Annotated in this window: 23 protein-coding genes and 1 pseudogene; 17 read left to right on the top strand and 7 right to left on the bottom strand. The window is 35.7% G+C overall.

All coding sequences use genetic code 11. The features are described 5' to 3' along the window. The first annotated feature begins 22 nt into the window (after positions 1-22). The 3 genes from BLO53_RS02045 to trpA are packed head-to-tail and all read left to right on the top strand — an operon-like array spanning position 23 to position 2,733. A complete protein-coding gene (locus tag BLO53_RS02045; protein ID WP_176757117.1) occupies positions 23-673 on the top strand; it encodes a phosphoribosylanthranilate isomerase in 651 nt (216 codons plus the stop codon). A 45-nt stretch (positions 674-718) separates the two neighbouring features. Then, positions 719-1,909: a tryptophan synthase subunit beta gene (gene trpB, locus BLO53_RS02040; RefSeq protein ID WP_092058749.1), complete on the top strand. Its 1,191-nt coding sequence runs from the start codon at positions 719-721 to the stop codon at positions 1,907-1,909. Positions 1,910-1,965: 56 nt separating this feature from the next. Further along, the gene (trpA, locus tag BLO53_RS02035; protein WP_092058747.1) at positions 1,966-2,733 is read left to right on the top strand and encodes a tryptophan synthase subunit alpha; all 768 of its coding nucleotides are present in this window, start codon (positions 1,966-1,968) and stop codon (positions 2,731-2,733) included. 132 nt (positions 2,734-2,865) lie between these two features. Here the strand turns inward: trpA and BLO53_RS02030 are convergent, their stop codons facing one another. From BLO53_RS02030 to dnaA, 7 genes are all read right to left on the bottom strand, one after another. Further along, positions 2,866-4,317: a GGDEF domain-containing protein gene (locus BLO53_RS02030; protein ID WP_092058745.1), complete on the bottom strand. Its 1,452-nt coding sequence runs from the start codon at positions 4,315-4,317 to the stop codon at positions 2,866-2,868. 33 nt (positions 4,318-4,350) lie between these two features. Next, complete coding sequence (gyrA, locus tag BLO53_RS02025) at positions 4,351-6,900, bottom strand: DNA gyrase subunit A (RefSeq protein ID WP_092058890.1); 2,550 nt, start codon at positions 6,898-6,900, stop codon at positions 4,351-4,353. A gap of 100 nt (positions 6,901-7,000) precedes the next feature. After that, positions 7,001-8,941 (bottom strand): DNA topoisomerase (ATP-hydrolyzing) subunit B, encoded by a 1,941-nt coding sequence (gene gyrB / locus BLO53_RS02020; RefSeq protein ID WP_092058743.1) that lies wholly within the window; start codon positions 8,939-8,941, stop codon positions 7,001-7,003. Between the two features lie 54 nt (positions 8,942-8,995). Further along, the gene (gene recF, locus BLO53_RS02015; RefSeq protein ID WP_092058741.1) at positions 8,996-10,114 is read right to left on the bottom strand and encodes a DNA replication/repair protein RecF; all 1,119 of its coding nucleotides are present in this window, start codon (positions 10,112-10,114) and stop codon (positions 8,996-8,998) included. Beyond that, positions 10,111-10,326 (bottom strand): RNA-binding S4 domain-containing protein, encoded by a 216-nt coding sequence (locus BLO53_RS02010; protein WP_026489263.1) that lies wholly within the window; start codon positions 10,324-10,326, stop codon positions 10,111-10,113. Before BLO53_RS02010 ends, recF begins: the two co-directional genes overlap by 4 nt. A 40-nt stretch (positions 10,327-10,366) precedes the next feature. Beyond that, positions 10,367-11,476 carry a DNA polymerase III subunit beta gene (gene dnaN, locus BLO53_RS02005; protein ID WP_026489264.1) on the bottom strand — a complete coding sequence of 370 codons (1,110 nt, stop codon included), beginning with the start codon at positions 11,474-11,476 and terminating at the stop codon, positions 10,367-10,369. Between the two features lie 316 nt (positions 11,477-11,792). Next, positions 11,793-13,193: a chromosomal replication initiator protein DnaA gene (dnaA, locus tag BLO53_RS02000; protein ID WP_092058739.1), complete on the bottom strand. Its 1,401-nt coding sequence runs from the start codon at positions 13,191-13,193 to the stop codon at positions 11,793-11,795. Positions 13,194-13,764: 571 nt separating this feature from the next. Here dnaA and rpmH point away from each other — a divergent pair. The 14 genes and pseudogenes from rpmH to deoD all read left to right on the top strand — a co-directional run bounded on the left by rpmH (position 13,765) and on the right by deoD (position 26,565). Next, positions 13,765-13,899: a 50S ribosomal protein L34 gene (gene rpmH, locus BLO53_RS01995; protein WP_013282343.1), complete on the top strand. Its 135-nt coding sequence runs from the start codon at positions 13,765-13,767 to the stop codon at positions 13,897-13,899. 57 nt (positions 13,900-13,956) lie between these two features. Then, complete coding sequence (gene rnpA / locus BLO53_RS01990) at positions 13,957-14,307, top strand: ribonuclease P protein component (protein ID WP_092058737.1); 351 nt, start codon at positions 13,957-13,959, stop codon at positions 14,305-14,307. Then, a complete protein-coding gene (yidD, locus tag BLO53_RS01985; protein WP_092058735.1) occupies positions 14,304-14,513 on the top strand; it encodes a membrane protein insertion efficiency factor YidD in 210 nt (69 codons plus the stop codon). Before rnpA ends, yidD begins: the two co-directional genes overlap by 4 nt. A 20-nt stretch (positions 14,514-14,533) precedes the next feature. Beyond that, complete coding sequence (locus BLO53_RS01980; RefSeq protein ID WP_092058733.1) at positions 14,534-15,847, top strand: YidC/Oxa1 family membrane protein insertase; 1,314 nt, start codon at positions 14,534-14,536, stop codon at positions 15,845-15,847. Positions 15,848-15,862: 15 nt separating this feature from the next. Then, on the top strand, positions 15,863-16,639 hold the full coding sequence (jag, locus tag BLO53_RS01975; protein WP_092058731.1) for an RNA-binding cell elongation regulator Jag/EloR: 777 nt from the start codon (positions 15,863-15,865) through the stop codon (positions 16,637-16,639). Between the two features lie 124 nt (positions 16,640-16,763). Beyond that, a complete protein-coding gene (mnmE, locus tag BLO53_RS01970; RefSeq protein ID WP_092058729.1) occupies positions 16,764-18,200 on the top strand; it encodes a tRNA uridine-5-carboxymethylaminomethyl(34) synthesis GTPase MnmE in 1,437 nt (478 codons plus the stop codon). Between the two features lie 3 nt (positions 18,201-18,203). Further along, positions 18,204-20,132, top strand: a pseudogene (gene mnmG / locus BLO53_RS01965) (tRNA uridine-5-carboxymethylaminomethyl(34) synthesis enzyme MnmG); the annotation flags it as partial. Further along, entirely contained in the window at positions 20,119-20,859 is a 741-nt protein-coding gene (gene rsmG, locus BLO53_RS01960; protein ID WP_092058726.1) for a 16S rRNA (guanine(527)-N(7))-methyltransferase RsmG, read from the top strand. The pseudogene mnmG and the gene rsmG, both read left to right, overlap by 14 nt. Before the next feature lie 300 nt (positions 20,860-21,159). After that, positions 21,160-21,924 (top strand): ParA family protein, encoded by a 765-nt coding sequence (locus BLO53_RS01955; protein WP_092058724.1) that lies wholly within the window; start codon positions 21,160-21,162, stop codon positions 21,922-21,924. 48 nt (positions 21,925-21,972) lie between these two features. Then, on the top strand, positions 21,973-22,872 hold the full coding sequence (locus BLO53_RS01950; RefSeq protein WP_026489274.1) for a ParB/RepB/Spo0J family partition protein: 900 nt from the start codon (positions 21,973-21,975) through the stop codon (positions 22,870-22,872). An 18-nt stretch (positions 22,873-22,890) separates the two neighbouring features. Then, complete coding sequence (locus tag BLO53_RS01945) at positions 22,891-23,415, top strand: DUF4446 family protein (protein WP_242875271.1); 525 nt, start codon at positions 22,891-22,893, stop codon at positions 23,413-23,415. A gap of 117 nt (positions 23,416-23,532) precedes the next feature. Beyond that, a complete protein-coding gene (gene serS / locus BLO53_RS01940; protein ID WP_092058720.1) occupies positions 23,533-24,825 on the top strand; it encodes a serine--tRNA ligase in 1,293 nt (430 codons plus the stop codon). Positions 24,826-24,853: 28 nt separating this feature from the next. Beyond that, positions 24,854-25,741: a DUF3881 family protein gene (locus tag BLO53_RS01935; RefSeq protein ID WP_092058718.1), complete on the top strand. Its 888-nt coding sequence runs from the start codon at positions 24,854-24,856 to the stop codon at positions 25,739-25,741. A 113-nt stretch (positions 25,742-25,854) separates the two neighbouring features. Next, positions 25,855-26,565 (top strand): purine-nucleoside phosphorylase, encoded by a 711-nt coding sequence (gene deoD / locus BLO53_RS01930; protein WP_026489278.1) that lies wholly within the window; start codon positions 25,855-25,857, stop codon positions 26,563-26,565. The last annotated feature ends 26 nt before the right edge of the window (positions 26,566-26,591 follow it).

The raw sequence follows: 26,591 nt of genomic DNA, 5'->3' as shown, positions 1-26,591 counted from the left end.
TAAACAAAAAAGGAGGTGTATCGTGACAAAGATTAAAATGTGTGGTCTTTTCAGAGATGAAGATATTCAATTTGCAAATGAAGTTAAACCTGATTTCATCGGATTTGTCTTTTACAAAAAGAGTCATCGCTGTGTTGATAAAGAGACTGCGAAACGACTTAAATCAAGTCTTGATCCCAAGATAACTGTTGTAGGCGTTTTTGTAGATGAAGATATTTCTTTTATCAAAGAACTTGTTGATGAAAAAATCATTGATGTTATCCAGCTTCATGGCCATGAAAACGCAGATTATATCTGGCAATTACGAAAGAGTTTTGTACTAAACTCACCACTTATCATAAGAGCTGAAATAATAAAAACAAGTGAAGATATTGTAAGACTCCATGAGCAGAGCAGTTTATATGATGCCATCAATGGCTCAGATCCTGATCTTTCGCTGCCAGATTATTATCTTCTTGATTCGGGAATGGGTAGCGGTAGTTCTTTTGACTGGAATCTGTTAAAAGAGCTAAATAGGCCTATATTTCTTGCTGGAGGCCTTACTCCTGAAAATGTAAAAGAGGCAATATACATAGCCAAGCCTTTTGCCGTGGATGTAAGCTCTGGTATTGAGACAAACAAAGTTAAAGATATAGCTAAAATGAAGCGGTTTATAGAAAATGTCAGATTATAAATTTGTTTTTGAGAATAATAGATTTATCAGAAAGTAGGAAAGAATATGAGTAATTCAAAGGGTAGATTTGGTGTACATGGTGGACAGTATATTCCAGAAACACTGATAAATGCTGTAATTGAACTAGAGGAAGCATATAATCATTACAAAAATGATCCTGAGTTTAACAGAGAACTCACAGAGCTTTTGAATGAATATGCAGGCCGTCCTTCACGCCTTTATTATGCAGAGAAAATGACTAAGGATCTTGGTGGTGCCAAGATTTATCTAAAGAGAGAGGATTTGAACCACACTGGTGCCCATAAGATCAACAATGTTCTCGGTCAGGCTCTTTTAGCCAAAAAGATGGGTAAGACAAGGCTTATAGCTGAGACAGGTGCTGGACAACATGGTGTTGCAACTGCTACAGCAGCAGCTCTTATGGGGATGGAATGTGTTGTTTTCATGGGAGAAGAGGATACTAAAAGGCAGGCTCTTAATGTTTACAAAATGAAGCTTTTAGGAGCAGAAGTTATTCCAGTAACTTCCGGAACAGCGACTCTAAAGGACGCTGTATCTGAGGCTATGAGAGAGTGGACTTCCAGAATTGATGACACTCATTACTGCCTTGGCTCTGTTATGGGACCTCATCCATTTCCTACTATTGTTCGTGATTTTCAAGCTGTCATCTCCAAAGAAATCAAAGAGCAGATGCTTGAAAAGGAAGGTCGTCTTCCCGATGCTGTAATAGCCTGCGTTGGGGGCGGTTCCAATGCGATTGGTACTTTCTACAATTTTATTGAAGATAAATCTGTGGCACTAATTGGGTGCGAAGCTGCAGGACGAGGCATAGATACTTTTGAAACAGCAGCTACTATCAATACTGGTCGTCTTGGAATATTCCATGGAATGAAATCCTACTTCTGTCAGGATAAGTATGGACAGATTGCTCCTGTTTATTCTATTTCTGCAGGCCTTGATTATCCTGGAATAGGACCAGAGCATGCATATCTGCACGACATTCATAGAGCTGAATATGTTGCTATAACTGATGATGAGGCTGTTAATGCTTTTGAATATCTTTCCAGAACTGAAGGTATCATACCTGCAATTGAGTCTTCTCATGCTCTGGCACACGCAATGAAAATTGCACCTACTATGGATAAGGACAAGATTATTGTTGTGACCATCTCAGGAAGAGGAGATAAGGACTGCGCAGCAATTGCAAGATATCGTGGTGAAAATATTTCAGAGTAATCAAATCTTTATATATAAACAATTCGTTTGCTAATTGAATTTAACAGGAGAACGTTATGAGTAATATTAAAAAAGCTTTTGAAAATGGTAAAGCATTTATAGCCTTTATAACCTGCGGTGATCCAGATCTAAATACAACAAAAGAAGCCGTAAAAGCTGCTGTAAAAGGCGGTGCGGATCTTATAGAACTTGGTATCCCTTTTTCTGATCCAACCGCAGAAGGCCCAGTAATACAGGGTGCTAATCTAAGGGCATTGAAAGGTGGCATAACTACTGATAAGATCTTTGATTTTGTAGTTGATCTTAGAAAAGAAGTCTCTGTTCCTATGGTATTTATGACTTATGCAAATGTTGTTTATTCCTATGGTTCAGAGGATTTTATCAGAAGATGTCATGAGATAGATATTGATGGTTTGATTCTTCCAGATCTTCCATTTGAAGAAAAAGAGGAATTTGAAGATGTCTGCAATAAATATGATGTTGATCTGGTCTCACTGATTGCACCTACATCCGCTAATCGTATCGCTATGATAGCAAAAGAAGCAAAAGGTTTTATCTACGTTGTTTCAAGCCTTGGGGTAACTGGTACAAGAAGCTCAATTACAACAGATCTTGATTCCATCGTAAAAGTCATTCGCGAAAATACTGATGTTCCCTGCGCTATAGGCTTTGGAATCTCAACTCCAGAACAGGCTTCTAAAATGTCCTCTATATCAGACGGTGCAATTGTAGGTTCCGCAATCATAAAACTTCTTGAAAAACATGGAAAATCAGCACCTTCCTACATAGAAGATTATGTCAGATCTATGAAAACGGCTATATAATCGAGTAGAAGGCGGTCAGCCTTCCTACTCGTCTGCGAGCCGCTGGTCAGCTTAGCTGACATATTTCATATCAGTGGCTCTGCAATATAATAATCCCTCCCTTTTGTAATCCAAAAGAGAGGGATTTTTATATTACTGCATCTGTTTTATTCTCTGCAAGTTCTCATCTGTCTCTTTTAACATCTCGCGAAGAGATAAATCTTCATCATATCCAAACTCGCAAATAGAATACTGCAGGTGATTTATGTATCTACTGGAGTCAGATAAAAGCTTGGCATTCTGCGTAGACATTTCCTGCTTAAAGCTCTCTGCCTTGCCTTCTTCATCAGTAATCTCTAATACTGCAAATTCATTACCACGGATTCTTCCGTAAATACAATCTTCAAATACACTTTCAAGAATATCTGCCACTTTTTTGACAGCTCTGTCACCTTCTTCATGACCATACATATCGTTGATTCTCTTTAGAGATTCCATATGTATATAAGCCACTATAGCGTACTTACCTGGTTTGAAGTTATCCTTTAGGAGATCATATGCCTTTCCAAAGAATCCTCGCCTATTAAGTCCTCCTGTAAGATAGTCCTGATCACCAATATGATCAAGAACGGAATCATCTCTGGCAAGTTCTTCTTGTACTTCATACAGCTCTTCATTTGTTTTCTTTAGCTCTTTTTCAAGATAGGATATTCTTGAAACTCCAGTTACAACGCTGAGCAAACTCTCAAAATAATAGTCTGTAAGCATATTAGCAGTAAATTCTGTTATAAAAAGACCTAGCTGATATTCACCTACAAATAAAGGTCCAGCAATATATATACCAGGCTTTCCCCTTGATATACTTTCTATTATCTTGTTTGTTTCTGTAACTCTTTCATTTGGTTCAAACTCTGTTAATATGCCATTTACAAGCCTGGTTTTACAGCATATTGTCTCAGGCTTTTCCCACCAGTATTTAACAGAATTTCTGATTTTTTTGTCATAGAGAAGTACTGAACAGCCTTTTATACCTTCTTTCAGAAGGATATCTGCGAAAATATCATAGGATTTTTCTGAAGGATACTTTCTGTGGAGTAGAGCATAGCTGACTTTTGAAATAACACATAGTGCATCTGAAGCTTCTTTTTCCACAAAGTTAAAAGACTTCACATTTTCAGGTGCTGGAAGCTTTTTATTCTGTACATAATAAATTGCATCACATATTGCTTCGTAGCCTAACTGTTCATGCTGATCATGGTCTGTCTCAACACAGTTAACTGAATCAAAGCCTTCCTGCTCAGTTAAAGTGAGCATCGGTATGTCACCAAACTTTTTTAGGAATGACTCTTTTTTTAGGATTGGAGCATTTCTACCGATTCTGTCTATATCTATTATCAGGACATCAAAAGCAAAATCCGTCGCATAGTCAAAAATAGCAGAGTGCTGATACTCATACGGATTTTCTTTTTCATTTTCTGGTATCAGGTACTTGCCTGGCATTATGCAGAGAATTGCCTTTTTATCTCTGGCTGCCTGGCTAGCACCTATACATATTTTCTTAACTTCCTGATCTTCTAATTCTGATATTAACAGTCCGATATTCATAGGCCCCTCATCCTTTGAAATCAAAATACTGTATTACTCTTCATCGTCATCCTGTACTTCTGTTTTTTCATCTACTTCTTCTGGAACATCATCGATATTATCTATATCGTGATCTCCATCAGAAATCTTTTCACGTACCTTGGCAATCTGAGCTACAGTAACTCCCTTATCAAGATTGATCATCTTAACACCTGAAGTTACACGGCCGTGGATAGTTATTTCATCCATGCGAAGCTGTATAATAATGCCTGCATTTGTGATCATCATGATCTCGTTATCATCATTAACAGCCTTAACACCGATTACATTACCAGTCTTCTCAGTGATCTTATAGCACTTTACTCCCTTACCACCTCTAAACTGGCTATGGAATTCATCAAGAGTTGTTCTCTTTCCGTAACCTTTTTCGGAGACGATAAGAAGTGAATCACCCTGTGTATTGAGCTGCATTCCAACAATTTCATCTGTGTCATCCAGCATCATACCACGCACACCAATTGAAGATCTTCCTGTTGAACGAACATCCTCTTCATCAAAGTGGATACACATACCGTTCTTGGTTACAAGGAATACTTCTGCATTCTTGGTTACTGTCTTAACTTCGATAAGTTCATCATCATCACGAAGACTGATAGCTGCAAGACCTGTCTTTCTTACATTTGAGAAGTCTGTGATAGGAGTCTTCTTAACAGTACCTTTCTTGGTTACCATAAACAGGCTCTTATCCTCGTCCTCAAAGCCCTTTACAGGAATCATAGCTGATATCTTTTCACCTGGGGCAAGCTGAAGGAGGTTAACAATTGCCATACCTCTTGATGTTCTGGATGCCTCAGGAATCTGATATGCCTTGAGTCTGTATACTCTACCTGTGTTAGTAAAGAACATGACGTAATTATGAGTCGTTGTCATGAGGATATCTTCTACAAAGTCATTGTCAATTGTAGTAATTCCCTTGATTCCCTTACCACCACGGTTCTGTGACTTAAAGTTATCAATTGACATTCTCTTGATATATCCAAGATTTGTCATGGCAATTACTGTATTAACATTAGGGATAAGATCCTCTGTATCAATATCTGAATCATCATGACCAATTTGAGACTTTCTGTCATCGCCATATTTAGCAGCAATTTCAGTAATCTCTGTTCTGATAACGCCAAGAAGAACCTTTCTATCTGCAAGAATAGCTTTTAATTCCTCGATTCTCTTTAAGAGTTCTGCGTGCTCCTGCTCAAGCTTGTCTCTTTCCAAGCCTGTGAGAGTACGAAGCCTCATATCTACAATAGCCTGCGCCTGAACATCAGTAAGACCAAATCTTCCCATCAACTGTTCTTTTGCAAGAGCTACAGTTTCACTACCTCTAATAATCTTGATTACTTCATCGATATTATCAAGAGCGATTAGTAATCCCTCTAAAATATGATTTCTTTCTTCTGCCTTGTTAAGATCATACTTGGTTCTTCTTGTTACTACTTCTTCCTGATGCTTGATGTAGTACTTGAGCATCTCTGTTATACTAAGAACCTTAGGCTCATTATTAACAAGAGCAAGCATGATGATACCGAAGGAGTCCTGCATCTGTGTATGCTTGTACAGCTTATTGAGCATGATGTTAGGATTTACATCATTACGGAGCTCAATAACAACTCGCATACCTTCTCTATCTGATTCATCACGAAGAGCAGTGATTCCATCAAGCTTTTTAAGCTTAACAAGTTCAGCAATCTTAGAAATCATGTTAGCTTTATTTACAAGATATGGAAGCTCTGTTACAACGATTCTGTTCTTGCCATTCTGCATAGGCTCTATATTTGTAACAGCTCTTACAATAACCTTACCACGGCCTGTTCTATAGGCTTCCTCAGCTCCTCTTGTACCAAGAATGATACCACCAGTAGGGAAATCAGGAGCCTTGATTATTTCAAGGATTTCTTCTATCTCAGTTTCTCTATCTTCAAGAACTCTGTTATCAATCATCTTAACAACAGCATTTACAACTTCTCTAAGATTATGAGGAGGAATGTTAGTAGCCATACCAACCGCAATACCTGTAGTACCGTTAACCAATAGGTTAGGGTATCTACTTGGAAGGATAGAAGGCTCTTTTTCTGTCTCATCAAAGTTTGGTACAAAGTCTACTGTATCCTTGTTGATGTCGGCAATCATTTCCATTGAGATTTTGGTAAGTCTTGCCTCTGTATATCGCATAGCAGCAGCGCCATCACCGTCAACGGAACCAAAATTTCCGTGTCCGTCAACAAGGCAGTATCTCATGGACCATGGCTGAGCCATATTTACCAATGCGCCATAAATAGAGCTATCACCGTGCGGATGATATTTACCCATTGTATCACCTACGATACGAGCGCACTTACGATGTGGCTTATCAGGACCATTGTTCAGTTCAATCATAGAGTAAAGAATTCTTCTCTGAACAGGCTTAAGACCATCCCTTACATCCGGAAGAGCACGAGATGCAATAACACTCATAGCGTAGTCAATATAATCTGACTCCATGGTCTTTTGGAGATCAACCTCTTTAATTCTGTCAGTGGTTGTTTTATCAAAAACGTCATCTGGCATTTCGTTGTTGATATTATTATTATCTGCCATTATCTTTTCCTTTTTTCTTCATGATGCTTTGTTAGCCACCATTTATTTTTTATTACTGTTTGCCTTTTTATCAGAATATATCAATATTCTTAACAAACTTGGCATTCTTCTCTATAAATTCTCTTCTAGGTTCTACCTTGTCACCCATGAGAGTAGTAAAGGTTACATCAATATCTGATGATGATTCCTCATCCATGTTTACTCTCAAAAGAACTCGTCTCTCAGGATCCATTGTTGTTTCCCAGAGCTGTTCTGGATCCATCTCACCAAGTCCCTTATAACGCTGGATCTTATTGTTCTGATCACGTCCAACATCTGTAAGGATTTTATCAAGTTCTTCGTCTGAGTATGCGTACCAGACCTTTTTATTTTTCTCAAGCTTATAAAGTGGTGGCTGGGCAAGATAAACATGTCCCTGCTTGATAAGCTCTGGCATAAATCTATAAAGGAATGTGAGCATAAGTGTTGAAATATGCGCACCATCAACATCGGCATCGGTCATGATAATGATCTTGTCGTATCTTAGCTTGCTGATATCAAAATCATCATGGATACCTGTACCAAATGCTGTGATCATAGCCTTAATCTCAGCATTTCCGTATATTCTGTCAACTCTGGCTTTTTCTACATTCAATATTTTTCCACGAAGTGGAAGAATAGCCTGTGTGGCACGGCTTCTTGCTGTCTTAGCAGATCCGCCGGCAGAATCTCCCTCAACTATGAAGATTTCACAGTTCTTAGGATCTTTATCTGAGCAATCTGCAAGTTTACCTGGAAGTCCCATTCCATCAAGAGCTGACTTACGTCTTGTAAGATCTCTAGCCTTTCTTGCTGCATCTCTTGCTCTCTGAGCAAGGATTGCCTTTTCAAGAATCTGCTTGGCAACATTAGGATTCTGCTCAAGATAATATGTTAGCTGTTCACCAACTATACTAGCTACAGCACCTCTTGCCTCAGAGTTTCCAAGCTTTTGCTTCGTCTGTCCTTCAAACTGAGGGTCCTCAATCTTTACAGAAATGATTGCTGTAAGACCTTCTCTGATATCTTCACCAGTGAGGTTTTCCTCGTTGTCTTTTAACATCTTGTTAGCTCTGGCATAGTCATTGAATGTCTTGGTAAGAGCAGCCTTAAATCCCTCAAGGTGTGTACCACCTTCAGGAGTATTAATGTTATTAACAAATGTATAGATACTCTCGTTGTAAGAATCGTTATGCTGGAAAGATACTTCTACCTGAACATTGTTCTTATTTCCTTCAAAGTACATGATTCCATCATAGAGAGATGTCTTACTCTTATTCAGGTACTGAACGAACTCCTTGATACCACCTTCGTAGTGGAAGGTCTGTACAATAGGTTCCTCACCTTCCTCTACACGCATATCTGTAAGTGTTATCTTCAGTCCCTTTGTAAGGAACGCCATTTCACGAAGTCTCTGTTTGAGAATGTTGTACTCAAAAACAGTTGTTTCTCTGAAAATCTCAGCATCTGGCTTAAAGTATACTCTTGTACCTGTTACTGATTCTGGAGCTGTGCCAATTTCCTTAAGAGGGTAGCATACTTTACCTCTTTCGTATCTCTGCTGATAAACCTTACCACCTCTTGTAACCTGTACTTCAAGCCACTCAGAAAGAGCATTAACTACAGATGCACCAACTCCGTGCAATCCACCAGAAACCTTGTATCCTCCACCGCCAAACTTTCCGCCAGCGTGAAGAATAGTAAATACAACTTCTACACCAGTAAGTCCTGATTTATGATTGACATCTACAGGTATTCCACGACCATTATCCTGAACAATAATTGTATTGTCTTCGTTGATAATTACTTCGATGTGATCACAAAATCCTGCAAGCGCCTCGTCAACTGAGTTATCAACTATCTCATATACGAGATGATGAAGACCTCTGCTGGCAGTAGTACCAATGTACATACCTGGTCTTTTTCTTACAGCCTCAAGTCCCTCAAGAATCTGGATTTGATCGGCACCATAGTTTACTGCTTCTTCGCTCATTGTTTGCTCCATTTCTTTTTATTTCTAAATTCCTGGCAATTATCAGTATTTCTACTAATTCTCGCTACTTACTGTTCCTTCTGTAACCTTGAACAGCTTGTCTATTTCAAATCTGTTGTTAACAAATTCATCAAGTCCAGTACATGTAATTATAGTCTGTATATCTCCGATGGTATTTAAGAGATAATTCTGTCTGTTACTATCAAGCTCAGACAATACATCATCGAGAAGTAGTACTGGATTTTCCTTCTTGGCTTTTTTTACTATCTCAATCTCAGAAAGTTTGAGTGAGAGAGAAGCAGTTCTCTGCTGTCCCTGTGAACCGTACTTTCTGATGTCTATCCCATCTCCATATCCTTCTGAATCTGCATTTTTCTTTTGTATCACAAAAGAAAAATCATCCTTGTGAGGACCTGTTGTGGTCTGCTTGGCATACATATCTTTTTGCCTTGCACTTTTTAATTTTCTTTCAAATTCATCAGCACTGACATTTGGCTCATAATAAACTGACAGGAGTTCTTTCTGTCCTGTTAACTTTTCATGTATAGGTCTTATTATTTCATTAAGATCTCTGATGAATTTTTCTCTTGTCTTGATAATGACAGATCCATATTCGCATAATTGCTTATCCTGAACATCAAGTAAAACGTTATTTTCAGGGTGCTCATACAAATCTTTAAGAACTTTGTTACGCTCTACAACAAGTTTGTTGTATTTTGAAAGACTATTAAGATATATCTGATCCAGCTGACATAGCTCCATATCCATGAATCTACGCCTTTCTGAAGGACCATTTTTTATGATACTAAGATCTTCAGGCGAGAAAAAAACTACATTGAGCATTCCAATCAGGTCTGATGCCCTTTTTATCTTTTGTCCGTCTATTGCAATTCCCTTGGATTTACTGCTGCGAAGATGCATATCTACGCGATATTCTGCATTATCCTTTTCAAGAATTGTCCTGACATGAGCTTCTTCTTTTCCAAACTTTATTATTTCTTTGTCTTTGCTACCTTTATGAGATTTGGTAGTAGCCGAAACAAATATAGCCTCAAGAATGTTAGTCTTACCTTGGGCATTATCTCCATAAAGTATGTTTGTACCGCTGCTGAAATCAATCTTTAGATTCTCATAATTCCTAAAATCAGCTAGTTCAAGTGATTTGATTATCATTTCTCAACTTTAACCTGTGTGCCATCATACTCAAAAATGTCACCATCATATAGCTTACGGCCACGTCTTTCTTCTATTTCTCCGTTAACCTTAACTAGTCCGGCTTGGATGTCATTCTTGGCATCCACTCCAGACCCCTCAAGTCCAGCCTTTTTAAGGGCCTGACCAAGTTTTATAAAATCATCATTTTCACGTAATTTGATTATTTCCATTACAAAATCCTTATATCTTATTTATGCCTTGAAACCTGTATTAGTCTACAGTTGTGAAGTTTACAGGAAGAACAAGGTAAATATATGTTGATTCCTTGTCTCTTATAAAGCATGGAGCCTTAGGATTAACAAGATAAATATCAACTATCTCATCCTCAATTACTCTGAGGGCATCAATAAGAAACTTAGGATTGAAGCCAATCATAAGATCCTTACCCTGTTTATCTATTTCAATTTCTTCATCCATGCTACCAATTGCTGAATTGATCTTAAGTTCGATATTTGAATCTGTAACAGAGATTATAACAGGCTTTTTATCTCCCTCTTTAACAAGAAGAGTAGCACGATCAATACACTCTAGAAACTCTTTTCTGTTGATACTGATCTTTGTCTCATAATCACTAGAGAGCATCTGATCAATACTAAAGTATTCGCCCTCTATAAGTCTTGAAACAACAGTAGTATTATCAAACTCAAATAAAACATGTTTGTCTGTAAAATATATATTTACTATTTTCTCGATACTATCTCCAAGAATTTTACTTATTTCACCAAGTGTCTTACCTGGAACAATAACTTTCTTGTATGGATAGTTGCCATTAAGCTTAACTTTTCTGATAGAAATTCTATGTCCATCAAGAGAAACAAGCTTAAGATTCTCGCCATCTACTTCAAATAATTCGCCAGCCATCATCTTATTGGCATCATTCTCAGCAATAGAGAAGATAGTCTGCTGTATAACGTTTCTAAGTGTGTACTGTGAAACAGATACTCCATCAATCTTTTCAATAGATGGAAGATAAGTAAAGTCATCACCCTTCCTACCGATAAGATTGAATTTGGCTCTTTCACAACTAATAGTTACCTTATTGCTGCTATCAGATTCAATTGTTACTGCATTATCTGGAAGCTTTCTTACAATATCTACAAAGATCTTAGCATCTATAGCAATATAACCTCTCTCGACTATATCACCTTCTACTATAGTCTGAATACCAAGTTCCATATCGTTGGCAATAAATTTGATAACTCCTTCAGTAGCATCTACTAATATACACTCGAGAATGGACATTGTTGTTTTAGAAGGAACTGCTTTTGATACAATCTGTAATCCACTAACGAGGTTGGATTTAGAACAAACGAATTTCATTTAACCACATACTCCCTTCGCTGGCTAAAGTATAAAATTAATATTAATTAATAATAAAAACATTAATAATAGCTGTTGATAAGTGTAAAACCTATTCTATTATACAATTTATGCGGCTTTTTTACAAATTTTTGATTGTTGAAAACAAAAAAATTGATGTTGAAAATTAAAAAGTTATAAACAAGCCAAATTTTGACAAATAAGCTATAAAAAACTTAATCCACCTTAAATCACAATTAATCCCCAGCTAAATCACAAGTTATCAAGAAAGTTATCCACAATTGTGTATAACTATTTAGTTTTTGTGAATTACCTATTATAAAGAAGGGTTTATTTTTTTCATTATTATATCCAGATTTTTATTAAGCTCTTCATCGAAAGTCATCTGTTTCTTAATTTTGTTGATACCACTCATTACTGTAGTGTGATCTTTTTTACCAAGAAGCTTACCTATTTCCTCTAGTGAAGCATCTGTGTGTTCTCTGCAAAGATACATTATAACCTGTCTTGGAAGAACTATTTCTGAGTTTCTCCTCTTGGAGAAAATATCTTCCTTCTTGGATCCATACTGCTCACAGACTGTATCAATAATAAGCTGTGGTGTAATAACCTTAGTTTTATCTGGATAGATGATATCTTTAAGAGCTTCCATTGCGTTCTCAAGAGTAATATCTACATTATTAAGTCTTGAGTAGGCGATTATCTTATTGTATGCTCCTTCGAGCTCTCTGATATTTGATTTAATATTAGTAGCAATATAGTTGATAACTTCATCATCTATATGCTTGCCATAGTTTTCAGCATTTTTACGAAGAATTGCCATCCTTGTCTCATAGTCAGGTGACTGAATATCTGCTATAAGACCCATTTCGAATCTTGATCTGAATCTCTCTTCCAGAGTTTCCATTTCTTTTGGTGGTTTATCTGAAGAAAGAATAATCTGTTTTCCTGCTTGATGAAGCTCATTGAAAGTATGGAAGAACTCTTCCTGAGTTGACTCTTTTCCTATAATAAACTGAACATCATCGACCATGAGAACGTCTACTGTTCTATATTTCTCACGAAGCTTGGACATACTCTCTGCCTTACCACTTCTGATTGATTCAATAACTTCATTTGTAAACTGCTCAGAAGTTACATACAGAACCTTGGCCTGGTGATTATGTTCCATGACAAAGTGACCTATTGAGTGCATAAGGTGTGTCTTTCCAAGACCTGGTCCTCCATAAAGGAAAAGAGGATTGTAAGAAATTCCTGGAGACTCAGCAACAGCAAGAGAAGCTGAGTGAGCAAACTTGTTATTACTACCTACAACAAAAGTATCAAATCTATATTTAGGATTAAGATTTGAATGATCAATGTTAGAATTGCCTGAATACTGGCCTTGCTCATTATCTGTATTTTTATTTTCATGAGTTTCTTCATTATTAATAATATCTTTATTAAGTATGAAAGATATTTCTACCATTTCTTCTAAGAACTCGGAAACTGTTACTTTGAAAAAGTCCATATAGTTCTTACTGATATACTGAAGAGCCACAGGATTATCCTGTGGAATAAGAATCATTACAGTATTATTCTCTACTTTATATACTGTAAGAGGTTCAATCCATGTTCTATAAGAGATATCAGTTATACCTGACTCTATTCTTATATTTTTTTTGATTTCATCCCAATTGGATTTTAGTTTATTTGTGATTTCTACTGATGATTGCATGAAAAAACTCCCAACAAAGCATAATTTTAGACTTTAACTATTTTATATTATTCCGGTTTAAATATCAAACCACATAGGGTAAGTTGTGGGAAAGTGGAAAACACATTTTTTTAGGTATAAAAACACCCTATAAAAAATGCGGTGTGGAAAAAGTCCTGTTTTTCCACTATTAATAATCTACAGTTACAAAGCGCATAAAATGGCCATTCTCATTAATTTATCAACCATTAATTAACCGGGTTATCCACAAAAAATTAAAAAATGTGGATAAATTTGTAGGTAAAATATTAATCAACATGTTATCCACAAAATCAACATTTTGATGTGGAAAACTTTTTTCAGCACCACATATTGTTGAAAATTAATTGAAAATTTTTTTTACTATTTTGTAACGTAATTTAGGGGAGTTTATGGCTTGACTGTCGTGTTTTTATTTATTATAATTATAAAGATTTTTTCCACACATGGATGCAATCATTAATCATTTAAATGGAACTAGATGTTTTATTTGGGTGGTTACGTACTTTAAATTTGAGATTTTCTAGTTTGAATAAGAAGGAGGTGTTTCCATATGAAGATGACATTCCAGCCTCATAAGCTCCAGAGAGCCAGAGTACACGGCTTCAGAGCAAGAATGGCTACTAAGGGCGGCAGAAAAGTTCTTGCTGCTAGAAGAGCAAAGGGAAGAAAGAGATTATCAGCATGATTTAAAGGCCGCAGTTAATGTGGCCTTTTTTCTTCAAAAAATTAAGGGATAATAAAAATGCTTTTTTCAGAATCAATGAAAAAAACAACTGATTTCCGTAATGTTTATGAGAATGGCAAGAGTTATGCTAATAAATTTATTGTTCTATATGTGTGGGAAAATGGCCGTTCAGACAATAAACTTGGGATTTCATGTAGTAAAAAAATAGGGAACAGTGTTGTAAGGCACAGATTTGCAAGACTTGTTCGAGAATCATACCGATTACAGGAAAGTGTATTCAATAGTGGTTTGGATATGGTAGTCGTAGCCAGGGCCTGTGCGAGAGATGCTAGTTTTTTTGATATTCAGGAATCTCTTTTATACCTGGCAGGTAAGGCCCGCATAAAGAAAAATGGCGGTATTCAATGAAAAAAATACTTATCTTTATAATTAAACTTTATAGAAAGTATTTGTCTCCATTAAAGAGAACAAAATGTCCATATATTCCTACATGTTCGGAGTATGGACTAGAAGCAATAGAAAAGTACGGAGCAATCAAAGGGGGACTTTTGGCTGTTTGGAGGATATTAAGATGTAATCCTTTTTCAAGCGGTGGTTATGATCCTGTTCCGTGAACTTTCAGAGGAGGTATAATTTGTTAGGAGTTTTGTTAACCAAGGATAACGGTAAGATCGTTGGTCCAGTAGCGTGGCTTCTTGGTCACGTAATGAATGGAATATTTAATGTTCTTAATGCTATTGGAATTCCAAACATTGGTCTTGCTATTATCATTTTTACTATTGTTATTTATTTATGTCTTCTTCCACTTACTTATAAGCAGCAGAAGTTTTCTAAGCTTCAGGCTAAGATGAGTCCTGAACTCAAGGCTATTCAGGATAAGTATAAAGGAAAAAAAGATAATGATTCTATGCTTGCTATGCAGGCTGAAACCAAGGAACTTTATGCCAAGTATGGTGTATCTCAGACTGGTAGCTGTCTTCAGCTTATCATTCAGATGCCTATTCTTTTTGCTCTTTATAGAGTAATCAGCAATGTTCCAGCTTATGTTACTATAGTTAGAAATGCGTTTTATCCTCTTGTTGAGGAACTTAGATTAGCAGATGGAGCTGCTGATTTCATTTCAACATTAAAGAGTGCAGCTTCATTTTCAAGTAGATTTTCCAATGAACAGTTTACTTCTGGTAATGTAGAATTTATTGAGAATACTTACATTGATATTCTTAATAAGACTTCAACATCTGATTGGGCTAGCATTTCTGAGCATTTTACAAGTCTTTCATCTTCTGTAGATAAAACACATACAGCTCTTAATGCATTTAACTCATTTCTTGGTCTTAACATAGCAGATAGTCCTATGTATATGATCCAGACTGCATTTGCTAACAGAAATTTCCTTCTTTTCTTTGGAGGAGTTATAGTTCCTGTTCTTGCAGCATTTACTCAGTGGGTTAACACTAAGTTGATGCCTCAGAATGTAGATCCTAATGCTAAGATAGATCCTAATGATCCAGCTGCTCAGATGCAGCAGTCTATGAAGACTATGAATATTATGATGCCTTTGATGTCTGCATTCTTCTGTTTGAGTCTTCCTGCAGGTATGGGTGTTTACTGGATTGCAGGTGCTGTTATCAGATCAATTCAACAGATTGTTATCAATAAGCATATTGATAAGACAGATATTGATGCTGAAATTGCCAAGAATACTGAGAAGTACAAAAAGAAAATGGAGAAAATGAAATTTTCTCCTCAGATGAATAGATATGCAAATATGTCTACCAGAAATATTACTAATGTAGCTAAGAGTGCTTCTACAGAGGTTTCTGGTGATGTTGAGGCTAAGGTTGCTAATTCAAGGAAGGTTTACGAGAATAACAAGATTCGTAAGGATTCTCTCCTTGCTAAGGCTAACATGGTAAAAGATTATAACGAAAACTATAATAAAGATTGATGAGGGGTGTGGACGATGGAGTTTAAGGAGTTTACAGCAAAAAATATAGATGACGCTATCACTGAAGCTTGCGAAGAACTCATGGTTACAAGTGATAGATTAGAGTATGAAGTTGTTTCAAGTGGTTCTGCAGGTTTCCTTGGAATCAATGCAAAGCCTGCTGTTATCAAGGCAAGGATAAAAGAAGAAAAGCCTGTTGAAGTAGAAGCTCCTAAGGCTGAATCTACTGATACTAAACAGTTTTCTAAAAAGGATGATTCCAAAAAGAAAAATACTAACGCTGATTCAGATAATAAACCTGAAACTGAAGATCATAAGACATCTAACATTGATGGTGATGACCTTGTAAAAAAGGCAAATGATTTCCTCAAAGATGTTTTTGAAACAATGAAAATGGAAGTTGTTGTAAATGCTAAGTTTAATTCTCAAGATAATATTCTTGATGTTGAACTTAGTGGTGCTGAGATGGGTGTTCTTATAGGTAAGAGAGGACAGACACTTGATTCTCTTCAGTATCTTATTTCTCTTGTTGTTAATAAAGAATCTTCTGATTACATTCATGTTAAGGTTGATACAGAGAACTACAGAGAGAGAAGAAAGGCAACTCTTGAAAATCTTGCCAAGAATATTTCTTATAAGGTTAGAAAGACAAGACAGTCAGTTGCTCTTGAGCCAATGAATCCTTACGAGAGAAGAATAATTCACTCAGCTCTTCAGAACGACAGATATGTAACAACTCACAGTGAAGGTGATGAGCCTTTCAGACGCGTTGTAGTTACACTTAAGAAATAATTTCTAAAACTATAAAGTCGAGAGGGGATAACCTCTCGACTTTTTCTTTAAGTTGAAAGTATTGTTTGTTCTTCTTGTGTTATAGTTATTGTGATAATGTTCAAATATTTATAGGAAGATGAATATGAGTTCTGTACTAAATAATTTCAGTGGAGATACTATTTGTGCTATTGCAACAGCTATGTCTGATGCCGGTATTGGTATTATTAGAGTAAGTGGTCCGGATGCAATCAGTATCTGTAATAAAATATATATTTCAGCAAAAAAAGAACACAATTTGCCTGATCATAGACCTAACACCATTACTTATGGATATATTGTGGATGAATCAAAAGATCATGACTTATGTGTTATTGATGAAGTTATGATTTCATACATGAAAGCTCCACATAGTTATACCAGAGAGGATGTTATCGAGATTAATTCTCATGGCGGAATGCTTGTGATGAATCAGATATTAGAACTACTTATAAAAAGTGGTTGTAGAATGGCTGAGCCTGGTGAATTTACAAAGAGAGCTTTTTTGAACGGTCGAATTGATCTAACGAAGGCAGAAGCTATCATGGATGTTATTAGTGCACAGAACAATTTTGCACTAGAGTCTTCAAGAAATCAGCTTCAAGGTAAAATATCTGAAAAAGTAAAAGAAATTCGTCAAAAGATAATTTATCAAATGGCTTTTATAGAGTCTGCATTAGATGATCCTGAAAACTATGATCTAACTGGCTTTTCTGATCGTTTAATTAAAATAATAAATCCTATAATTACAGAAATAGATTCTTTAATAGCTACTTCTGATGAAGGAAAAATCAGAAAAGATGGTATTAAGACTGTGATCATTGGTAAACCAAATGCTGGTAAATCATCTCTTTTAAATGCGCTCACAGGTGATGAAAGAGCTATAGTTACTGATATAGCCGGTACTACTAGAGATATCATTGAAGAAACTGTCAGACTTGGTGATATAATTTTGCATCTTATTGATACTGCTGGTATTAGAAACACTGAGGATATTATTGAAAAAATTGGTGTGGATAAAGCAAAAGCAATGGTTAATGATGCAGAGCTTGTACTCTATATACTCGATTCAACTTCTGAAATTGATGATGAGGATAAAGAGATAATAAGTCTTTGTAGAAATAAGAAGACTATAGTACTACTTAATAAAGATGACTTAAGTAGTGATATTAAAATTACAGAACATATTGTTCGTACTCTTTTTTCGGAGTCAGAAAATGAATCAGTGCCCATTATCAAAACTTCAATGTTAAAGGGAAATGGTATTGAAGATTTAAAGTCAGCAGTTACCGATTTGTTTTTAAATGGACAGCTTGTTCCAAAGCAGGAGCTGTATATTACTAATTTAAGGCACAAGAATCTTCTTCAAAAAACTCTGAATAGTTTAAAACTTGTAATTGATAGTATTGAAAAAGGGTTGTCTGAAGATTTTTATACAGTTGATCTTAATGATGCCTATGTAAGTTTAGGCGAAATAATAGGTGAAGAAGTTGGAGATGATCTTGTAGAGGAAATTTTCTCCAAGTTCTGTATGGGAAAATAAATTATGTTAGATATTAGAGAAAAATATGATGTTGCCGTAGTAGGTGCTGGGCATGCTGGATGTGAAGCAGCTCTTGCTTGTGCCAGGTTAGGACTTGAAACTATTATATTTACAATGAGTGCTGACAATATAGCATTCATGCCATGCAATCCCCATATTGGTGGGTCTTCCAAGGGACATCTTGTTAGAGAGATAGATGCTCTTGGCGGAGAGATGGGAAAAGTTATTGATAAAACTTTTTTACAATCCAAGATGCTCAATACTTCCAAAGGACCAGCTGTTCATTCACTTAGATGTCAGGCTGATAAGATGGAATATTCCAAAGAAATGAAAAGAGTTTTGGAGCATCAGGAACATCTTACAATTAAGCAGGCTGAAGTTTCTGAAATTATAGTAGAAGATTATAAGGTAGATAATTCTGAAGAAGAATATAGCAAGAAGATTGTCGGAATCAAGATTTTTTCTGGCATTATTTATGATGTTAAATCAGTTATTCTTTGTACCGGAACTTATCTTAAAAGCCGATGTCTTACAGGTGAAGCTATTACATACAGTGGTCCTAATGGTTTACAGCCTTCGAATCTTTTATCCCAGTCTCTTATAAATGCTGGTATTGAGCTTCGAAGATTTAAGACAGGTACACCTGCTCGTATGGATGGCAATTCTATTGATTATTCAAAAATGTCGGAGCAGTTTGGTGACACACCTGTCATTCCTTTTTCTTTTGATACTGATCCAGAAGATGTTCAAAGACCTCAGGTATCTTGTTGGTTGACATATACTAATGAAAAAACACATGAAATAATACGAAATAACATAGATAGATCACCTATTTATGCTGGTATTATTGAAGGCATTGGTCCTAGATATTGCCCTTCTATTGAGGATAAAGTTGTTAAATTCCCTGATCATGAAAGACATCAGGTTTTTGTAGAACCTGAAGGTACATATACTAATGAAATGTATATTGATGGAATGAGTTCTTCTCTTCCTGAAGATGTACAGATTGCAATGTATAGAACTGTTCCTGGTTTGGAAAAATGTAAGATTGTTAAGAGTGCGTATGCAATTGAATATGACTGCCTTTGTCCAGGTCAATTAAATCCTACTTTAGAGATAAAAAATATCCATGGATTATTTAGTGCTGGCCAGTTTAATGGAAGTAGTGGTTATGAAGAAGCTGCTGCGCAAGGTCTTTTTGCCGGAATTAATGCTTCTATGCAGATTCTTGGTAAGCCTTACATTTCTATTGATCGATCAGAAGGTTATATTGGAGTTCTTGTTGATGATCTTGTAACAAAAGAAAACTTGGAGCCATATAGAATGATGACTTCCAGAGCAGAGTATCGTCTTTTGTTAAGACAGGATAATGCTGACATCAGACTTAGAAAGAAAGGTCATGATGTTGGTCTTATTAGTGATGAAAAATACAATAAACTTATCAGTAAAATAGATTGCATAAATTTGGAAGTTGAAAGATTAAAGAAAACTTCCGTTGGTGCTAATGCTACTATTCAGAAATTTATGGAGGAGAGCGGTAGCACACCATTAAAGACTGCGACTTCTCTTGCAGAACTTTTATGTAGACCAGAGTTTTCATATGAAAAATTGGCCCCTATCGATTCTGATAGACCTTCATTAACTAAAGATATTATTGAACAGGTTGAGATAACTATTAGATATGAAGGATATATTAATAGGCAGGAAAGACAAGTTGAACAATTTAAAAAACTTGAAAAAAGATTAATTCCTGCTGATATAGATTATGATGATGTCTCTAGTTTAAGACTTGAAGCTAGACAAAAATTAAAGAAATTTAGACCATCTAATATAGGACAGGCTTCAAGAATAGGTGGAGTTAATCCTGCTGATGTATCTGTTTTATTAATATATCTAGATACTTTGAATAGAGGAAATAATGATGAGAGTTAAATATGCAAGTATGATTGCTGATTTTAATACTTTTGGTGTTGAGATTAGTGATAAACAACTTCAACAGTTCAATACATATTATGAATTACTTGTAAAATGGAATGAAGTTATGAATCTGACTGCCATTACAGACTTTGAAGATGTATGTAAATTACATTTCGTCGATAGTATTTCAGCATGTCAGTTTTTTGATTTTTCTTCAGATGAATTTTCACTCATAGATATTGGAACTGGTGCTGGCTTTCCAGGTATTCCTCTTAAGATAGTTTTTCCAAATCTTAGGATCACTTTATTTGATTCTTTAAATAAAAGACTAAATTTCTTGAATGAAGTAATTGATAAACTTGATCTTAATGATCAGGGATCTATTGTTACTCTTCATGGTAGAGCAGAAGATTTTGCTTCAACTAAAAAAGATTCATTGAGGGAGACTTTTGATATTGCCGTTTCTCGTGCAGTAGCTAATATGTCAACTCTTTGTGAATATTGTCTTCCTTATGTGAAGGTAGGAGGAAATTTTATAGCTTTTAAAAGTGAGAAAGCTTCTGAGGAGTTAGGTAAGGCTAAAGGTGCTATTCATTTACTTGGTGGTAAGCTTACAAGTTCTAATGAATTTATTCTTCCGGATTCTGACTATAGTAGAACAATATGTATTGTAAATAAAGTAGAACCTACCTCAAAAAAGTATCCACGTAAAGCTGGTGTTCCATCCAAAACTCCGCTTTAATATATCTTGTGTTTTACTTTTATTTGTTATTCAATGTTTCACGTGAAACATTAATATTTAAATTTGTTTATTATACAAAAAATTGTTTCACGTGAAACATTGAAACACAAAATCTAGTATAAATAACTGTGAAACATTAATCCGTGTAAGTAATTGTGTAATTATGTCAGAAAATTCTTCATACTAGATATAGTTATCTTGAATAGTAATTGTAAAAAATAAGTAAGTTTTATAAAATGTATCAACCGCAAAAACTAATTTGTGATAAAATCATATTAGTGTTTAAATTGTGGAGGAGAAATGGGTAGAGTAATAGCGATAGCAAACCAAAAGGGAGGAGTCGGTAAAACAACGACTTCTATTAATTTGTCTGCAGCTCTGGCAGAAAAAGGAAAAAGAGTCTTAGTAATTGATACAGATCCACAGGGAAATACAACAAGCGGATTTGGTCTTGATAAGAATGAGTTAGAAAATACTATCTATGAGTTAATGATTGGAGAGTGTGATATAGAGAAAGCTATCCATAAAGAAATCTTTGAGAGAATAGATATTATTCCATCTAATGTAAATCTAGCAGCAGTAGAAATTGAACTAATCGATGCTGATCAAAAGGAATACATCTTAAGAGAGGCAATCAGTAAAGTAAAAGATAACTATGATTTTATTGTTATAGATTGTCCACCTTCACTTAGCATGCTGACAATAAATGCTATGACTACAGCTAATACTGTATTAGTACCAATTCAATGTGAGTATTATGCTCTGGAAGGACTTAGTCAGTTAGTACATACAGTAAACCTTGTAAAAGAAAGACTGAATCCAGAACTTGAAATGGAAGGCGTTGTCTTCACAATGTTTGATTCAAGAACAAACCTTTCTCTTCAGGTAGTAGAAAATGTTAAGGAACATATACAGGAAAATGTGTATAAGACAATAATTCCAAGAAATATAAGATTAGCAGAAGCTCCAAGCTATGGCCTACCTATAAATATATATGAGCCAAAGTCTGCAGGTGCAGAAGCTTATAGACTTCTTGCTGATGAAGTTGTTGAGAGAGAGTTTTAATTGAATTAAGTGCGATTATTATAGTAATGATAAATGTTGGAGGAGACAATGGCAGTTAAAAATGCGAAAAGAGGTCTTGGGAAGGGCCTTGATACTTTAATACCTGCAAAGGTAAGTACTACAAAAGAAACTAAGATTGAAGAAAAACATATTGAAGGTCAGATAGTTAATCTTAGCACTACCAAGATAGAACCAAATAAGAATCAGCCAAGAAGAACATTTGATGAGGATGCTCTTTTAGAATTGGCTGATTCAATCAAGCAGCATGGAATGATAAATCCACTTATTGTAACACCTAGAAAAAATGGTGGTTACATGATAGTAGCCGGAGAGAGAAGATGGCGTGCTGCAAAAAAATTAGAGTTAAAAGAAGTACCTGTAATAATCAAAGATCTTTCAGATGAAGAAATTGCTGAGCTTTCTATAATTGATAACTTACAGAGAGAAGATATCAATTCTATTGACGAGGCATTTGCATTTAAGCAGCTTATTGATGCGTATTCATATACACAGGACCAGCTTGCTGCAATAGTATCAAAGAGTCGAGTATATGTAACAAACTCTCTCAGATTATTAAAACTATGTAGCAGAGTTCAAGAAATGGTAATACAGGAACTGATATCTACAGGTCATGCAAGAGCACTTATCTCAATTGAGGATCCAAAGGAACAGGCTGAGATAGCTCAAAAAGTATTTGATGAGAATTTAAGTGTTAGAGAAACAGAAAAGCTTGTAAAGGGATTAGGAAAAACTTCCAAGAAAAAAGTTTCTAAGACTAATCCAAGTATCGAAGCTGTATATAGCGATGTTGCTGAAAAATGTAAACAAGCTCTTGGAACAAAGGTTGAGATTTCATCTAAAGGCGATGGAGTTGGCCTTATTCAGATTGAGTTTTATAACAATGATGATTTAGAAAAAATCATCGGAAGAATATGTAAAGAAAACTAAATACATAGTCGGGGGACAATGATGGAGAGTAATATATTTAATGCTATAGGAATGGCAGGTTTAGATCCTGCGATTTTATTCCTGGTGTTGTTAGTTCTTTTGATTGGAGCATTTGTAATCATCATTCTTCAGGGGAAAAGACTTAAGAACCTGGAAAGAAAGTATTCCAAGTTCATGCAGGGAAAAGAAGCGGAATCTTTGGAAGAAGAAATTGTTGGTCTGTTCCATGACAACAGAATGATCAGAAGTGAAAACGAAAAAAATAGAAAAGACATTATCAATATAAATAAAAGGCTTAATAATTCTTTCCAGAAAATTGGATTAGAGAAATATGATGCATTTAGCCAGAATGGTGGTAAACTAAGTTTTGCGCTTTGCATGCTGGATGAAAATGATAATGGATTTCTTTTAAATTCAGTTCACAATTCAGATGGAATGAACTATTCTTATTCAAAAGAAATAAAAGCAGGAATATCTGATGTAGAATTAAGCAAAGATGAAAAAAGAGCATTAGATAAAGCATTAGAAAGTACAAACAGATAATACAATAACAAATGATATTTTTAAAATAAAGGTATCATCAAAAAGCTAGGTAAAGATATCAACTCTATAAGAATAAAAGGATATCTTCAAATAAATAATAACTTGGAGGAGATCAAGATGATCGACATTAAATTTTTACGTGAGAATCCAGATGTTGTAAGAGAAAACATCAAGAAAAAATTCCAGGATGAAAAGCTTCCTCTTGTAGATGAAGTTATCAAATTGGATGAGCAGAGAAGATCAAACCAGCAGGAAGCTGATGAAATTAGAGCTCACAAGAATAAGATTTCTAAAGAGATTGGTGCTCTTATGGCTCAGGGCAAAAAAGATGAGGCAATGGCACTTAAAGAAGAAGTAGCCAAGGAAGCCAAGAGACTTGAGGAACTTGAAGAAAACCAGAAGAAACTTGATGAAGAAGTTACAAATAAGATGATGATCATTCCTCAGATCATTGATGAATCTGTACCAGTCGGAAAAGATGATTCACAGAATGTAGAGATTGAGAAATTCGGTGAGCCAGTAGTTCCTGATTTCGAGATTCCATATCATACAGATATTATGGAGAGCTTTGACGGTATTGATCTTGATGCAGCTAGAAGAGTTGCAGGTAATGGTTTCTATTATCTTATGGGAGATATTGCAAGACTTCACTCTGCAGTTATCTCATATGCCAGAGACTTCATGATTGATAGAGGCTTTACATATTGCGTACCACCTTTCATGATTCATGGAAACGTAGTAGCAGGTGTTATGAGTTTCCCAGAGATGGAAGCAATGATGTATAAGATTGAAGGCGAAGATCTTTATCTTATCGGAACAAGTGAGCACTCAATGATCGGTAAGTTCATTGATCAGATCATCCCTGAAGAAGAAGTGCCAAAGGCTCTTACAAGCTATTCACCATGCTTTAGAAAAGAGAAAGGTGCTCATGGTATTGAGGAAAGAGGTGTATACAGAATTCACCAGTTCGAGAAGCAGGAAATGGTAGTAATCTGTAAGCCAGAAGAGTCAAAGACTTGGTATGACAAGCTTTGGAAGAATACTGTAGATCTTTTCAGATCAATGGATATTCCTGTAAGAACTCTTGAATGTTGCTCTGGAGATCTTGCAGATCTTAAGTGCAAGTCATGTGACGTTGAGGCTTGGTCACCAAGACAGAAGAAATACTTCGAAGTAGGAAGCTGCTCAAATCTTGGAGATGCACAGGCTAGACGTCTTAAGATCAGAATAAAGGGCAAAGATGGCAACTATCTTGCACACACACTTAACAATACAGTAGTTGCACCACCAAGAATGCTTATCGCATTCCTTGAGAACAATCTTCAGGCTGATGGAAGTGTTAGAATTCCAGAGGTTCTTCGTCCATATATGGGTGGAAAAGAAGTTTTAGTACCAACAAAAAAGAAGTAATAATATAGATAAAAGAGGTAGAATCCCTGTGCATAAGTTCCTAAGAGCCGTGGGCTTTTCTAAAATTAAAAACAGAAAAGAGTTAAACGCTCTGATAACAGCCACAATTCAGGATGCCACAAGAAGAAATTATGTGACTACACCTGAGGATGGTATGATTGCGGAATTTACCAGGGATTTTGCTGATTATATAGGGCTGGCTGTATGCGGTGAATTTGATGAAGAAGATAAATTCATATATGAATATTACTATCCATATCTTATTCCAACAAATGTCAGCACAGAGGAAGATATAAATATTGAAAGGCACGCAGCAACAATTTCCTACGAGGGTGTTTGCAATGAACCAAGAGTAGGAGTGACACTTATTTTTTATCTTCAGAACATGATTCCTTATATCAAATATGAGAATGAGAAGAAATTTCCTATAAGGGGAACAACTTTAAGTTTGTCTGCTCTATCTACTAAGGGACAGATAATGATGCCCATTGCCAAGACCGAAGAAGAAAAAGAAGTCGCTAAAAAGAAAATGGGTTACCGTAACAAGCTCATTAACAATGCAAGAAAAGGTGATGAAACGGCAATAGAATCACTGACACTTGAAGATATGGATCTTTATACAACTCTATCTAAGAAAATAAGAAAGCAGGATGTATATAGTCTCGTGGATTCCTATTTCATGCCTTATGGAGTAGAGTGTGATCACTACTCAGTTTTGGGAGAAATTACTGAGACTAAAAAAGTTAAAAACAGATTCACAGATGAAATTGTCCATATTATGCGTATCAATTGTAATGAACTTGAATTTGATGTAGCTATCAATGAAGTTGATCTTCTCGGAGAGCCAGCAGTTGGACGTAGATTTAAGGGAAATATTTGGATGCAGGGGGCAATTAATTATCCTGAATCCAAATGATTGTAGAACAACATACATAGTAGCCAACGTCGTGAGACTGCAGACTATAGCAATAAGGAAATATAAAAAAGAAATATTGATTAAAAAAATTAAATATGAAAGGAGACAAAGATATGTCAACACCACACAATAGTGCAGAAAAAGGCGATTTTGCCAAGACAGTCTTGATGCCGGGAGATCCACTAAGAGCAAAATTTATAGCAGAGAATTTCCTTACAGATGTTAAATGTGTTAACCAGGTAAGAGGAATGCTGGGCTTTACAGGTAAATATGAAGGAAAAGAGGTGTCTGTAATGGGACACGGAATGGGAATTCCTTCAATTGGTATATATACCTACGAGCTTTATAATTTCTATGATGTAGATAATATCATTAGAGTTGGTAGTGCAGGCGGAATGCAGGATGATGTTAATGTTAGAGATATCATTTTTGCAATGGGAGCGCATACAGATTCAAACTACGGATTCCAGTTTGGACTTCCAGGAACCTTCTGCCCAACAGCAACTTACGATATTCTTGAGAAAGCCGTAAATATCGCAAGAGATAAGAAAGTAAGATACCATGTAGGTAATGTACTTGCTTCAGATGCTTTCTACAAGAAGAACTGTGATGAGGCAGATCGTTATAGAAATCTTGGATGCCTTGCAGTAGAAATGGAAACTGTAGCTCTATACATGAATGCAGCAGAAGCTAAAAAGAACGCCCTTACAATTCTTACTGTTTCTGATCATCTTTATAAGACAGAGGAACTTTCTGCTGAAGAGAGACAGAACAGCTTCACAGATATGATGGAAATAGCACTAAAGACAGCAATTCAGTTATAAAAACCAGTTTTCGAAACGAGGTGTAT

Origin of the sequence: Butyrivibrio sp. INlla14 (genome assembly GCF_900102515.1) — a bacterium.
Lineage (GTDB): Bacteria > Bacillota > Clostridia > Lachnospirales > Lachnospiraceae > Butyrivibrio.
This window is presented reverse-complemented; position numbering and strand designations above follow the sequence as displayed.